The organism is Nonlabens sp. Hel1_33_55 (genome assembly GCF_900101765.1).
Taxonomy (GTDB): Bacteria; Bacteroidota; Bacteroidia; order Flavobacteriales; family Flavobacteriaceae; genus Nonlabens.
The window spans coordinates 1,779,274-1,793,351 of record NZ_LT627735.1; the positions used below are offsets into that span (position 1 = coordinate 1,779,274).

Consider the following 14,078-nt stretch of genomic DNA (forward strand, 5'->3'; position numbering starts at 1 on the left):
CTCTGATGTTATCTAAATATCTGTTCGATGGGTTGAGCGACACTGTCAAAAGGTGTTTCCATAGGTTTTACCTTAGTTTCACCCTTGAGCTTGTCCAGACCTTTTGCAACGATGTAGTCTCCTTTTTTCAATCCGCTACTTACTACGTATAGATTGTCCACTTCGGCGTCAATGTCTAATCTTGTGGCCGTGGCCGTACTATCGGCAGCTATTTTGTATGCATAGGTGCTACCTTGTTGTTCGTATGTACTGATTTTGGGTACAACCACAGCATCTGTAAATGTTTTTGGTACTTGAATTTTCCCGCTACTTCCGTTAGCTAATACTCGGTTTGAATTATCAAATAAGGCTCTAAAAGAAATCGTTCCAGTTTCTTGATTCACTTGAGAGTTGATCGTTTCAATAGTTCCTTCTAAACCATATCTGGTATCATTTGCAAGAATCAATCGTACTTGAGGTAAGTTTTTGATTTTGGAATTAAGATCACTTCCTTCAACCTGCTGAATGAAGTTGAGATAGTCCTGCTCATTCATGGAAAAATTTGCATAGACCTTACTTATATCTGCCACCATGGTAATAGCTTGTTGATCTGATGGACTTACCAGTGCACCCTTTCTCAAATTAATAGCACCAACATAACCATCTACAGAACTTTTGATGTTACCGTAATCGATATTTGCTGCAATACTGTTGTAAGCACTGCGAGCCTGCTGCAGTTCTGCCTTTGCAGTTTCTAATTGTATGTTACTGATAATATCTTTTTCAACAAGCGGTTTTAGCTTATCTACCTCAACCTGAGCAGCATTTACTTTAGCTCTTGCGGCAGCGGCATCTTGATTAAGAGTTTCAGTTTCAAGCTTAAAAAGTACCTGACCTTTACGAACTTCCTGACCTTCTTCAACCAGCACATCAGTGATGTATCCAGATATTTTTGCTCTAACCTCGCTATTTACAATTCCTTCTATGGTAGTAGGATAGGTTGTGTATGAAGTTACTGTACGTGTTGGTACATGTATCGCTGGAACAGGTGCTGGACCTTGTTGCTGTGCAGCTTGCTGACCAGTTTCATCGCCACCACAACTTATTAGCAATAATGCCATCACAGTAGCAAAGTATATGTGTTTTCTTATCATGATCTTATTTTATTTTGAACTGGATTCCTTTAGGAACTTACCCATTTTGTCAAGCGTTGATTTTAAATTTTCCTTTTGTGTATGCAAATAGTCTTGAAAAAATCCACCCAAAGATTGATTTGCCACAAATTTTTCTGGGTTATGCATTCGATTGAACTCTAGAATACGGCTCACCATTTTCAACTCTATATCAACCTTCTGCAGGTTTTCTTCAAGCATATTACTCAAATAGCTACCCGTTCCCCTGAAATACCTTTTGCGCTCACCAGGCTTGGTATAGTATTCTATATAGTTCAATTGAGAAAGCAGGTTGACACTTGCAGACAATGAGCTCTTGCTACATTGCAGGATTTCCTTGAGCTCTTCAAAAGAAAAGCCGTCGTCGCTGGAAACAATCATTATAGCATAGATGCGACATGCGAGTGGTGGCAATTGATGAGTAGATTCCAGATGAATCCCAATTTCCTCAACAAGAAGTTTTTTTTCTGATGAACACAGACCCATGATTCTAATTTGAGGCGCAAAATTAGACCCTTAGTTCGTTTAGTACCGAACCAATCGTGTTATAGTTGTGTTATATTTAAAATGTGGGTGAATGAGTTCGCTTTCGCGAAAGCGAAAACCTAAAAATCATCGTCCTATCTCAACTGCTCTTGAACCTCGTCAACCATACTGCGAGAAATACGGAATTCTGTGTCCTGTAGATAAATAGTAGTCTTATCAACTTTTACCACGGCGCGCCGGGAAACGGCAACACTACGATTGATTCTTATGAGCTCATTTTTGGGAAATTGGTCTTGTAAAGCTTGCAGCGATATGCGCAAGACATCAGATCCTTGATCGTGAAAAATCTCTGTATAAACATGGTCTGCCTGTGCATAGAATATCGAATCCAAATGGTATTTATGGATACCATTCCCTATTTGCAGGGTGACTTCATCATTGTGATGATCCAGCCTACTAAACAATAGGTCGACATTTGTTGTCAAAGTAGCGGCTTGAATAGGTTTTGATATATAGCCAGCTGGTCTGGTAGTTTTTAGCTCATCAATAGTTTTGGGATCTGAATATGAGGTAATGTAGATAAAGGGAATTCCATAATCCTTATTGATAAGCTTAGCGACATCAACACCACTTTTACTACCAGATAAGGCAACGTCGAGCAGTACGAGGTCAAAAGCATAGGTCTTGAGCTGCCGTTCTGCCTGCTCATAGTCAATGGCAATCGCAGCCACCTGATATCCTTTTTTACTGAGCATGCGTTCAATGTTGCCAGCGATCATCAACTCGTCCTCAACGATTAAAATACGTTTCATTCCTATCGTCTTTTTAAATGAATGCTATAATTGGAATTGGTTCTTTCAAAAGTACCACGCAATTGTAACACCATGGTCCTGATAATATATAGACCTAATGTTTCCTTTTCTGGATCGAGTTTAAAGCTTTTTCCATTGTCTTTATATTCCAGTCTTAGATCATCATCACTTGCTGTTAAGGCAATTTCAATGGCTAGGCTTGAATCAAGCGGCTCTGAATGCTTCATGGAATTAGTGATCAACTCATTGATAAGTATACCCAAAGGAACTGCAGTTTCTAGATTTACTTTTATATCCTCAATTTTCTGGACAAGATCAACGTGATTGTGATACGCCATTACCTGGGCATTGGCAATGGTTTGAATATATGGCGCAATCTTGATTTCTTTCTTGCTAACGCTGCTATTAGCTGCCACAAATTGATCATGAAGAACAGCAATAGCATGAATGCGGTTATTAAGACTTTCCAGGTTTTTAGTTGTTTCCAATTGATGGGATTGATCCAGCTGAAAAGCTATAAGACTCTGGATAAATGCGAGGTTGTTTTTCACCCTATGATTCACTTCTTTGAGGAGAAATTCCTTTTCTGCAATGTTGCTGGAAAGATCAACGTTTGTCTCCTTGATTTCTGAATTCTGATCCTTAATTCTTTTGTTACGCGAGGCTAGGGTTATAATCAAGAAGCCTAAACACAAAAGGAAAATTGCTCCAATGATCAGGATCACTATAAAGTAGTTTTCCTTACGTGAAGCTTCTGAAAGTTGTGTTTCCAACTTGATGTTTTCTAGAATTGTCTTCTCCTTTCTTAACTCAAATTCAATTTCTCTAACCTTAATATTCCTCGACCTGTTCAAAGCCGAAATTTCTTCTTCAGCGTATCTTTTTTGATAATATAATGCCGAGTCCAATTGATTTAAAGCTTCGGCAATTTGAGACCTTCGTTTGTAAATTCTAGGCCTATCATATTTGGTTTTTTCTCTATTAATGATCATTAAAGCCGAGTCATTATAGACTTGAGCTAACTTGTAATTTTCCTCATTAAAATAAGACCTTGCCAAGAGATTATACATATTAACTATGCCTGGCTCATAACTTGACTCTTTCCATAGCTGTAGTCCTTTTTTGAAAAAGGATCGTTTTGATGTGTGTTCTGTAGGTAGTTCATTTAATCCCATCAGTAAATAACCAGTAGCTCCTACTTGATTGAATTCATTTTCAAGTCCAAATTTGATCGCCTCCTGCGCCCATTCAATTGATTCTGATCGTCTATCATTTACCCTGAACCATGAACTTAATCTATAAAGATATTTTCCATAAAGCTCATTCTTGACCAATTCCTCTTCTTCAAACAATCGCTCTATCCTATTGAGGTCCTTTTTACTATCTGTCATTTCTTCCAGAATTTCATAAAGTTGGGACCGCTCCAATAAGACCTTAACTTCTAATTGCGGATCGATACTAACAGGCTGTAAAAGCTCTTCTGTTAAAAGCAGCGCCTCATCATATAATTCAGAATCGACTAAAGCTTGAAGTTTATAAACTTTGAGAATGTTGTGTTGATCTGCCGTAAAATCAGATTGCAGGAGCTGATTGATAACAATTAGTGACTCTGCCTTTTCAAAAGAATTGATCTTATCACAGATACGTTCATCAATTTCCTCAAAGGGTAAGTCTTTTAAGTATCTAGTTTTGGATTCTTGAGAAAAAACAATGGCAGACATCAATAAAAAAGCCACCAATACTCTTAAAGTAGAACTTGAATTGTATGAAGTTTTAAATCTAATCAAATGTGGTTTGTTCAAGAATTAGGCCTGAAAAGCATGGAAAAATGCAACACCAACTCTTCAATGATAAATATAAATCTAACTCAATTACCATTCAGAACAAAAAACTAGGTGTTCAGAACATTTTCTGCTAGCAGCTCGACAGTTCTCTTATATTTGGAATGTAAATTATTAGAGTTCAGATTTTTAACACTTTAATAACATTTAAGATTTTAGGGTAGTAATTGTACATAGGGACCTTTTTAAGGGTACAATTACAAATAAAAAATCCAGTCGTTCAATACGACTGGATTTTACTTTTTGGGTCAAATTGGAACTTTTACTTGATGTCCTCCAATTTCTTGACGGTATTCAAAGTTTCTTTTATAGCACCTAATTGTTGCTCAATTACAGGTCTAACCTCTGCTAACAAAGTATCATTTTTTAAAGCTTCCTCGTAATCTTCTACACTAGCTTTTTCACCTCTAATACATTCTTCAAGAATGGCTTCTTCGTTTTCAGAAGTAAAAGCGCTTTTTACATCCATCCACGTTCTGTGAATAGCTCCAGCTGCAGAACCTTTTGTGGTAGGCTCTTCATTAAGCTTATGTAATTCATTGTGAATCTCTGTTGCAAACCTGCTACGTAATGCTGCTCTCTCCTGAAAGAATGTTTTTAATCTTACAGAATCAGTGTCCTCGATGGCTTTTTTGTAGCCTTTCTCTGCATCATAACTTTTTTCCAACAATTGATTCAATTGCTTTACTGTTGTATCGTGCACTTTTTGATGTGCTGCTTCTCTTGTAGTTTCCATGATTTTTATTTTAAAAATAGATGATAACACAGGCAGAAACATAAAATAAAAATCCAATTCACAAGCTTTTAACCTATTTCTTTAGAATCAGATATTTGGATTATTTCCAATATATAAGTAGGAAATATTCCTATTTCTGTTTTATTTTTGAATAATGGATCTAGAGAATCAAATATATGCGGTAGTTGATGTGGAAACTACAGGTAAAGGCTTAGGCGGCAACAGAATTACCGAAATCTGTATTGTACGCATGCAGCATGGAAAAGCCATCAATAAATTCACGAGTCTGGTGAATCCGCAGCAGCCCATTCCAGGATTCATCACTCAATTAACTGGGATCGACGATCACATGGTGGCAAACGCGCCACTATTTTCTGAGATTGCGGCAGATGTCTTTCGATTTTTTGAAGGTGCCATATTTATCGCACATAATGTTGGTTTTGATTACAATGTAATCCGTAATGAGTTCAAGAGATTAGAGGTTGATTTTAGCAGTAAAAGATTATGTACCGTTCGGCTTTCGCGAAAGCTGATTCCCAACAAATCCTCGTACAGTCTAGGAAGATTGTGCCACTCTTTGAACATACCGCTGGACAATCGCCACCGCGCAGAAGGCGATACAGATGCCACCGTCATACTATTCCAGCTGTTACTCTCAATTGACCACGATTATGAAGTAATCACTGATTTTTTGAAGATTAAAAGCAAGGAGAGCACGTTGCCACCGCATGTTCCCAAAGCCCATTTTGACCAATTACCTTCAACACCTGGCATTTATATATTCAAGGATCAATCACAAAAAGTAATTTATGTAGGTAAGGCCATCAATATAAAAAAGCGAGTGCTATCGCATTTCTACACTAAGAAAAGTAAGTCGTACCTGATGGGTCAGGAAATGTATCACATCGATTTTGAAGAAACAGGCAACGAGGCCGTGGCACTATTACGAGAAGCCGATTTGATACGTCACTACTACCCTAAATTCAACAGCGCCCAGAAGAAGCCACGCAATACGTATCAAATTATTTCTTATAGGAATCAGCGTGGTGTGATCCAGCTGGCCGTTGCGGTATCAAAAGCTTTTGAATATTCTGTAATAACATTTTATAATCGTGCCCAAGCGGTTGAGAAACTGGAATGGATGTGCGAGGAATTTAATCTTTGTCCGCGATATTGTTCATTACAAATCACGACTGGAAAATGTGATCATTACAAATTGCGCAATTGTGAGGGAATCTGCACCCATGAAGAGGAAGTAGAGCACTATAACATAAAAGTTTCCATGGCCATAGACGCTTTACAAAATGACAAGCCGACTTTTATCATAAAAGAAGCTGGTAGGACGCCAGAGGAGAATTGTCTGGTACTTATAAAAGACGGTCGCTATCAAGGTTATGGTTTTGTTGATCAAGATATTCCTGTATCAACAATAGATGAATGTGAATCCTGCATTGAGCGCAAGACACCCAACTATCATACTCACCAGATCATCAATACGTATCTGCGAAAAAATGAGATGAAGAACGTGGTGTTGTTAAACCCAATGAGTGCTTAAGTCTTCTGCTTCTTTTTTCTAGCCGCTGGAAACAGAACGTTATTCAAAATCAATCGATACCCTGGAGAATTGGGATGCAAACTCAACTCTGTCTTGGGATCGCCTACTCTATGTTGGTAATCCTCTGGATCATGACCACCATAAAAGGTGAAAAATCCCTTTCCTCGAATTCCATGAATATAGCGAGCTTCTTTGTTTGTCTTATTTTCTCCTAATACCAAAACATTTTTCTTGACCTCATCACGATCATAGCTTGTGGTTTGACCCATAAACCCTTTAACTAAACTGGTATGATTTTGATTGAGCATCGTTGGAATAGGATCCCATTTTGCACTGAAGTCCATAAGCGAAAAGTAATCGCGCTCCTTTTCAATCTTACGCTTTCTAGTCATATCTATCGTACTGAACTCATATACCATAGGTGATCGTTCCAACTCAAAGTCAGTAAAAGCAAAAGTCTTGGTATAGTCAATCTTGCTCTGATAATTTCCTTCAGACGGGTCGCCATCAAACATAGTTTCGGCGATATCGATTCCTTCTGCGGCGAGTGCGATATCAAAACTATCTGTGGCGCTACACATGGCAAACATGAAACCGCCACCAATAACGTAATCCCTGATTTTCAAGGCAACGTCTCTTTTCTCCTCGCTAACTTTGGAGTAACCTAGTTCTGTGGCCAGCTGTTCTGCATCTTGTTTTTCCTCAATGTACCAAGGCGCTGTTCTATAATTGCGGTAAAACTTACCGTATTGACCCGTAAAATCTTCATGGTGCAAGTGCAGCCAGTCGTATAGCAATAATTCGTCTGCAAGGACTTCCTTATCATAAATTTTCTCGTAGGGAATCTCCGCATACGTAAGAACCATGGTAACCGCATCATCCCATGGAGCTTTTCCCGTAGGTGTGTAAACGGCAATCTTCGGTGCTTTTTCCAGCAGTACTTCCTGCATATTTTGTGATGGACTAGAAATAAGTTCTAGAATGGAGTTAACCGCGCCATCACTCATGGCTTCATATGAAACACCACGCACGATCAATTCCTTTTTGAATTCTTCCGTTTCTGGGATTAGAAAAGAGCCGCCGCGATAATTGAGTAGCCATTTAACTTTGGTGCCTTTAGCAAGTAGCCAGTATGAAATTCCGTAAGCTTTGAGGTGATCTGTCTGCGTTTCTGCATCCATGGGAATCAGTAGATACTGAGCTCCAGCATTGGAAAATGACAGCAAAAAAACTGAAACGAATAAAATGAAACGGAATGATTTATTTCTCAATGCAAAATATTTTGATGATCAACGTTAAGCAATTGCATCTTATGATGATTGGAATTGTTCCGCTTTCGCGAAAGCGAACTAATTCTCCATCACAAGATACATATCAAAAATGAGTTGCAATTTTCCTGCCGCTCTTTTCTAAAAAGCGAGATCATCATCGTCCTCACTTTGCGGTCCACCAAATGCCGCTCCTGGAGTCGGGAATCTAGGCGTGTCAGGTCTGAAAGTGTCGTCATTTGCCTGGTTCATCTTTGAACCAAACTCCTGTGGCAACGCCCATTGCTCCTCAAGATTATCAAATTTACCAAACTGACCCAAGAACTTGAGTCTGATAGAATCTGTCGCACCATTACGGTGTTTTGCAACGATAAATTCGGCTTGATTCTTACATGGTGTCTGGTCGTCGTCGTCCCATTCTTCCAGCCCATAATATTCAGGCCTGTAGATAAAGGAAACAATATCTGCATCCTGCTCGATCGCTCCAGATTCACGCAGGTCAGAAAGCAGCGGTCGCTTGCTACCACCACGAGTTTCCACCGCACGAGATAGCTGTGAAAGCGCAATCACTGGAACTTCAAGTTCTTTAGCAAGTGCTTTCAAGTTACGTGAAATGGTTGAAATTTCCTGTTCACGGTTACCACCTTTGGCATTAGTTTGCGCGGTCATCAATTGAAGGTAATCCACCATAATCAATTTGATACCGTGCTGTGAGGCAAGACGTCTACATTTTGCCCTTAAGTCAAAGATGGACAACGATGGTGTATCGTCAATAAATATAGGAGCTTGTTCCAGGTCCTTAACCTTGACATTAAGTTGTTCCCATTCGTGAGGTTCCAGATTACCGGTACGCAACTTTTCAGAAGACAATCCTGTTTCTGAAGATATCAAACGAGTGATCAACTGTACACTACTCATCTCCAGCGAGAAGAACGCTACAGGAATATTACTACCAACAGCGATATTACGCGCCATGGATAACGTAAAGGCGGTTTTTCCCATACCAGGACGTGCAGCGATGATAACAAGATCACTGGGCTGCCAACCACTGGTTAATTTATCCAGATCATTAAACCCTGTAGGCACACCGCTCAATCCATCACGCTTTGCAATTTCTTCAATCCGTTGTTTTGCCTGACGTACTAGATCCATCGCTGTTTCCGTAGTCTTGCGTATGTTTCCTTGAGCTACTTCGTAGAGTTTGGATTCTGCTTTGTCTAAAAGGTCAAATACGTCTGTAGATTCTTCATAAGAATCATTGATGATCTCTGTCGAAATCTTAATCAAACTGCGCTGAATAAACTTTTGAAGAATAATCCTTGCGTGAAATTCTATGTGCGCCGTGGAACTTACTAATTGTGATAATTGGACCAAATAATGGTCACCACCTACGGCTTCTAATTTCTCATCTCTACGTAGTTGGGCACTAACGGTTAATAAATCCACCGGACTACCGCTTTTGAACAATTTATCAATCGCGTCAAATATGGATTGGTGCGCTTTATGGTAGAACGCATCTGGCGTCAAGAGGTCAATTACCTCATCGACACCTTTACCATCAATCATTAAAGCACCTAACACAACTTTCTCAAGATCAATTGCTTGAGGTGGTATTTTCCCTTTCTCCAACGATATCACCGGACTGTTTCCAGTCACTAGCGATGTTCTTTCCTGTACTTTTTCCATAGGATCAAAAATAGAGGAAAGCCATCGATTTTTAAGATTTCCTTGTCATCAGTTGGTTAACATTTTAGGTTGAAAACTAGTTTACAACCTGTTGATAAGCCAATTTATTTTCTAGCCCTAGCCTAATCATCACAGCTTTAGTTAGTAGGAGGTGGATTACAAAATTGAAAAGCCATTTTATAACTATTAAAACACTATCCAGATTCCTCAAAAAACAAAAAACCAGCCTAGCGGCTGGTTTCTATATTTATAAAACAAAGGTTTTCTTAACCTTTGTAAACGCCCATATTGGAATATTTATCCATGCGTCGTTTTACTAATTCTTTTGGAGATAAATCCTTCAATTCCTGATAATAACTGTCGATACATTTAGCAACGGAAACAAAAATCTCTTCCCGGTTCTTGTGAGCGCCACCTTCTGGTTCTTCCAGTATCTCATCTACCAATTTCAGTTTTTTCATGTCTTTACCGGTTAGCTTCAAAGCTTCTGCAGCCTCTTCTTTATGTTCCCAGCTTCTCCATAAAATAGAACTACAGGATTCTGGAGAGATTACACTATACCATGTATTTTCTAACATCACCACACGGTCGCCTACTCCTATTCCTAGTGCACCACCACTAGCTCCTTCACCTATGATCATCACAATGATAGGGACTTTCAAGCGGGTCATTTCAAGAATATTTCTTGCAATAGCTTCACCTTGACCGCGTTCTTCTGCTTCAAGTCCAGGAAAAGCTCCTGGAGTATCAATCAAGCTAACCACAGGTATACCAAATTTCTCTGCGCTTTTCATCAAGCGTAAAGCCTTGCGATAACCTTCGGGATTTGACATCCCAAAATTACGGTACTGACGGCTTTTGGTATTATATCCCTTTTGCTGGCCTATGAACATGTAAGTTTGACCGCCTATTTTGCCCAGACCACCTATCATCGCCTTATCATCCTTGACATTGCGATCACCATGAAGCTCCAACCATGTATCTCCACAAATGCTCTGAATGTAGTCTAATGTGTAAGGACGATCTGGATGACGAGACATCTGCACACGTTGCCATGGCGTCAAGTTGCCGTAGATTTTTTTACGGGTAGCTTGTAATTTTTTCTCAAGCTGCTTGATCGTCTTGGTGACGTCAACTTCGTTTTCAGTTCCTATCGTTAGGGTTTGCTGGTATTGCTCTTCCAGCTCTTTAATAGGCATTTCAAATTCTAGATATTCCATAGGTAGGTATTCCAGTTGGGGAAACAAATATAGGAAAAGCGGACAGTGTTAGACCGTACGGATTGACCAATTTATTGTAAAGTTGCTAGCAGGTTTGAATTTTTCTCGCTTTCGCGAAAGCGAGAAAAATTCAATCAACTCCACACAGATTATGCATGGATATTCATTTCCTTCTTCTTGCGACGGTTGCGTCTATTCTTCAAAATGCCATTAGTCAAAATCACAGCTAATATTACGGCAGCACCAATATAGAATTCTGGTGTCATCTGCTCTGAATCACCTAAAATTAAAAAGGCCAAAAAGATTCCATAAACAGGTTCCAAATTAATGGTAAGCATGACCGTGTAAGCGCTTAAATACTTCATCACCTTGACGCTGGCAATAAAGGCATATGCCGTACAAAAACTTGCTAAAATCCCAATCCATAACCAGTCATAACCCGTCAAAACCATGGGTCCTACAAAGTCAGATGGCACGATTAAAAAATAAATACTAATAAAACCTACACCACTCGCAAGTTCATAAATACTGATCAACGATGGCGGATGCTCCTTTGCCCATTTTACATTGATAATGGAAAATGTAGCGCTCAATACCGCGCTAATCAATCCTAAAATCATTCCCGTCACATATTGGGTTTCTACTTTGAATATATAGTACAACGCAGCGATGATGACCACCCCAAAAATGACCTCATAGCCTACAAATTTCTTGGACGTGAATAAAGGCTCTAGAATCGCGGTGAAAAAGGCACCAGTACTCAACATAGCAAGCGTGACACTTACATTACTTTCCTTGATCGCTCCAAAAAAAGTGATCCAATGCAATGCAATCACGATACCAGCACCCACAAATCCTAAAATTCGTTTGCGAGGCAATGCATTGATTCCCTTGAACTGCAATGGTATGCGCATGATTTTCATATAAATAAAAATCAGAATTACTGCCAGCAGCATGCGCCACCACACCAGCGGAATGCTCTCAATGGAGATCAAAGCGCCCAAAACGGCCGTAAATCCCCAAATGAAAACTATAAAATGAAGGTGTAGGTAGTTGAGTAATTTATCGTCGCGCATTTCTCAATAAGATTAATGCCACGATAGCAAAGAATATATTAGGAAACCAAACAGCAATCCATGGGTTGAAACTGCTCTTTTCTGCAATGGTTCCAAAAACTTTATCCAGAAACATGTATACCATGGCAATAACGATACCTATAGCTAGATTAGTTCCCATTCCGCCGCGTTTCTTGACAGATGAAACGGCAACGGCGATGATGGTAAAAATAAAGGCACTTACCGGGATCGAGGTACGCTTGTATTTTTCTACATAATAGATATTCATATTTGCATTACCTCGCTTCTCTTCTAACTTAATGAATTCGTTAAGCTCACTGAAAGACTTCGTTTCAGCGGCATAGAGTACAGGAGTAAGCTCATCGATATCAAAATCAAAAATAGTATCAAGCCTATTCTGTTCCTCGATGATTTCTCGATCTTCTAAGATGGTTCGCTTCTTATACTGACTTAGTATGTACACGCTATCTTCAAAAGCGATACGGGCAGCATATATTTTATACTTAAGCACATCGTCTTCAAAATGTTCTAGTGAAAAATCAAAACCCGTCTGACGAGAAGGCTGGTAGTTGCTGACGTAGACATAATCATTATCATTAATCTGCCTAAACACATTTGTAGTTTCTGAAGCTGCTCCAGACCTAAAATATTGCTGCTGAAATTCGTTAAATCCTGAAGCTGCCTGCGGTACGAATATCGCACTAAGCAATAAAGCCAAACCACAAATAAAAGTTGCTCCAATAATATATGGACGTAAAAATCTATTAAACGAAACACCAGAACTCAAAAATGCTATTACTTCTGTATTGTTAGCCAACTTAGAGGTGAAGAACATTGTCGATATAAAGAGGAATATCGGAAATAGAAAATTGGTGAAATACATCGTGAAATCACCCAGATACACCATCACCTCAAGAAAAGGAACTTCTTTAGAAATGATCTTACCTATTTTTTCTGCCACGTGAACCGTGACCATTATAGGTAGGAACAAGAGAAGTAGCAGGAAAAAACTTCCCAAATATCTTTTTAATATGTAACGGTCGAGTATGCTAAACACTTACAGTCTGTTATCCATTTGTTTTACCATTTTATCCTTCCATGTTCTAAAGGTTCCGGCAAGTATTTGCTTGCGGGCCTCACGCATCAACCATAAATAAAAGGCTAGATTATGTATAGTACAGATCTGTCTACCCAGCATTTCGTTAACTGTAAAAAGGTGCCTTACATAGGCTTTCGAATATTCTGTATCTACCCATGCGTGGTTGTCTTCATCCAAAGGGCTGAAATCCATTTCCCATTTCTTGTTCTTTATGTTGATGCTACCGTTAGCAGTAAAAATCATACCATTTCTACCGTTCCTTGTAGGCATTACACAATCAAACATGTCAATTCCCAGCGCTACGTTCTCCAATAAATTGATAGGAGTTCCAACTCCCATAAGATAACGTGGTTTGTCTTTGGGAAGTATAGCGGTAACCACATCAGTCATGGCGTACATTTCCTCAGCAGGTTCGCCTACAGACAATCCGCCTATGGCGTTTGCGGCCATATCACAGTTGGCTACAAACTCTGCGCTCTGTTCACGTAGTTCTGGATAAGTGCTTCCTTGAATAATAGGAAACAAGGTTTGGGTAAAGCCGTATTTATCTGGAGTATTGTTGAAATGTTCAATACATCGTTTTAACCAGCGATGCGTCATGTGCATACTGCGACGGGCATAATTGAACTCACATGGATATGGAGTACACTCATCAAAAGCCATGATGATATCTGCACCTATGGATCGTTGAATATCCATCGCACGTTCTGGAGTGAATGTATGGTAAGAACCGTCAATATGCGATTTGAACTTGACACCTTCTTCCTTGATCTTTCTATTGGCGCTAAGCGAGTACACTTGATAACCGCCAGAATCAGTCAAAATAGGTCGATCCCAATTCATAAATTGGTGTAAGCCACCAGCTTTTTCAAGCACCTCAGTTCCAGGTCTCAAATAAAGGTGATATGTATTTGCCAGAATGATATCTGGATTTACCTCTTCTTTCAATTCCCGTTGATGCACACCTTTTACAGTTCCCACAGTTCCTACGGGCATAAATATGGGCGTTTCAATCGCTCCATGATCGGTATGAACCACACCAGCCCTGGCCTGACTATTGGCATCAGTTTGTAATAAGTCAAATTTCATTTTCATGCGCCACAAAGATAAGCAGTTGGTTTAGGTTTAAAGGTATTTAGTGTCAAGTA

At 39.4% G+C, this 14,078-nt stretch carries 12 protein-coding genes; 1 reads left to right on the plus strand and 11 read right to left on the minus strand.

Annotated elements, in window-relative coordinates:
• Window positions 1-8: 8 nt before the first annotated feature.
• From BLO34_RS07915 to BLO34_RS07935, 5 genes are all read right to left on the minus strand, one after another.
• Window positions 9-1,133: an efflux RND transporter periplasmic adaptor subunit gene (locus BLO34_RS07915; RefSeq protein ID WP_090754250.1), complete on the minus strand. Its 1,125-nt coding sequence runs from the start codon at window positions 1,131-1,133 to the stop codon at window positions 9-11.
• A gap of 9 nt (window positions 1,134-1,142) precedes the next feature.
• A complete protein-coding gene (locus tag BLO34_RS07920; RefSeq protein WP_090754252.1) occupies window positions 1,143-1,637 on the minus strand; it encodes a GbsR/MarR family transcriptional regulator in 495 nt (164 codons plus the stop codon).
• Window positions 1,638-1,771: 134 nt separating this feature from the next.
• On the minus strand, window positions 1,772-2,449 hold the full coding sequence (locus tag BLO34_RS07925) for a response regulator (RefSeq protein WP_090754254.1): 678 nt from the start codon (window positions 2,447-2,449) through the stop codon (window positions 1,772-1,774).
• 2 nt (window positions 2,450-2,451) lie between these two features.
• A complete protein-coding gene (locus BLO34_RS07930) occupies window positions 2,452-4,236 on the minus strand; it encodes a sensor histidine kinase (protein WP_157686732.1) in 1,785 nt (594 codons plus the stop codon).
• Window positions 4,237-4,552: 316 nt separating this feature from the next.
• Complete coding sequence (locus BLO34_RS07935; RefSeq protein ID WP_090756541.1) at window positions 4,553-5,026, minus strand: ferritin-like domain-containing protein; 474 nt, start codon at window positions 5,024-5,026, stop codon at window positions 4,553-4,555.
• A 154-nt stretch (window positions 5,027-5,180) separates the two neighbouring features.
• Between BLO34_RS07935 and BLO34_RS07940 the strand changes: the two genes are divergently transcribed.
• Entirely contained in the window at window positions 5,181-6,581 is a 1,401-nt protein-coding gene (locus BLO34_RS07940) for an exonuclease domain-containing protein (protein ID WP_090754258.1), read from the plus strand.
• Here BLO34_RS07940 and BLO34_RS07945 read toward each other — a convergent pair.
• The 6 genes from BLO34_RS07945 to tgt form a co-directional block, all read right to left on the minus strand.
• Window positions 6,578-7,852 carry an asparagine synthetase B gene (locus tag BLO34_RS07945; RefSeq protein ID WP_231959429.1) on the minus strand — a complete coding sequence of 425 codons (1,275 nt, stop codon included), beginning with the start codon at window positions 7,850-7,852 and terminating at the stop codon, window positions 6,578-6,580. The two genes, BLO34_RS07940 and BLO34_RS07945, sit on opposite strands and share 4 nt — an antisense overlap.
• A 138-nt stretch (window positions 7,853-7,990) precedes the next feature.
• Entirely contained in the window at window positions 7,991-9,535 is a 1,545-nt protein-coding gene (gene dnaB, locus BLO34_RS07950; RefSeq protein WP_090754259.1) for a replicative DNA helicase, read from the minus strand.
• A 266-nt stretch (window positions 9,536-9,801) separates the two neighbouring features.
• Complete coding sequence (locus BLO34_RS07955; RefSeq protein ID WP_090754261.1) at window positions 9,802-10,755, minus strand: acetyl-CoA carboxylase carboxyltransferase subunit alpha; 954 nt, start codon at window positions 10,753-10,755, stop codon at window positions 9,802-9,804.
• A 149-nt stretch (window positions 10,756-10,904) separates the two neighbouring features.
• Window positions 10,905-11,831, minus strand: coding sequence for a DMT family transporter (locus BLO34_RS07960; protein WP_090754263.1), 927 nt, complete (start codon window positions 11,829-11,831; stop codon window positions 10,905-10,907).
• Window positions 11,818-12,888, minus strand: coding sequence for an LptF/LptG family permease (locus BLO34_RS07965; protein ID WP_090754265.1), 1,071 nt, complete (start codon window positions 12,886-12,888; stop codon window positions 11,818-11,820). The genes BLO34_RS07960 and BLO34_RS07965 overlap by 14 nt, the downstream gene beginning before the upstream one ends.
• Window positions 12,889-14,019: a tRNA guanosine(34) transglycosylase Tgt gene (gene tgt, locus BLO34_RS07970; protein WP_090756544.1), complete on the minus strand. Its 1,131-nt coding sequence runs from the start codon at window positions 14,017-14,019 to the stop codon at window positions 12,889-12,891.
• Window positions 14,020-14,078: the final 59 nt, after the last annotated feature.

Coding starts and splice junctions, on each gene's coding strand:
- BLO34_RS07915 (WP_090754250.1), bottom strand. CDS start 1,133: ATGATAAGAAAACACATATACTTTGCTACTGTGATGGCATTATTGCTA.
- BLO34_RS07920 (WP_090754252.1), bottom strand. CDS start 1,637: ATGGGTCTGTGTTCATCAGAAAAAAAACTTCTTGTTGAGGAAATTGGG.
- BLO34_RS07925 (WP_090754254.1), bottom strand. CDS start 2,449: ATGAAACGTATTTTAATCGTTGAGGACGAGTTGATGATCGCTGGCAAC.
- BLO34_RS07935 (WP_090756541.1), bottom strand. CDS start 5,026: ATGGAAACTACAAGAGAAGCAGCACATCAAAAAGTGCACGATACAACA.
- BLO34_RS07940 (WP_090754258.1), top strand. CDS start 5,181: ATGGATCTAGAGAATCAAATATATGCGGTAGTTGATGTGGAAACTACA.
- dnaB (WP_090754259.1), bottom strand. CDS start 9,535: ATGGAAAAAGTACAGGAAAGAACATCGCTAGTGACTGGAAACAGTCCG.
- BLO34_RS07955 (WP_090754261.1), bottom strand. CDS start 10,755: ATGGAATATCTAGAATTTGAAATGCCTATTAAAGAGCTGGAAGAGCAA.
- BLO34_RS07960 (WP_090754263.1), bottom strand. CDS start 11,831: ATGCGCGACGATAAATTACTCAACTACCTACACCTTCATTTTATAGTT.
- tgt (WP_090756544.1), bottom strand. CDS start 14,019: ATGAAATTTGACTTATTACAAACTGATGCCAATAGTCAGGCCAGGGCT.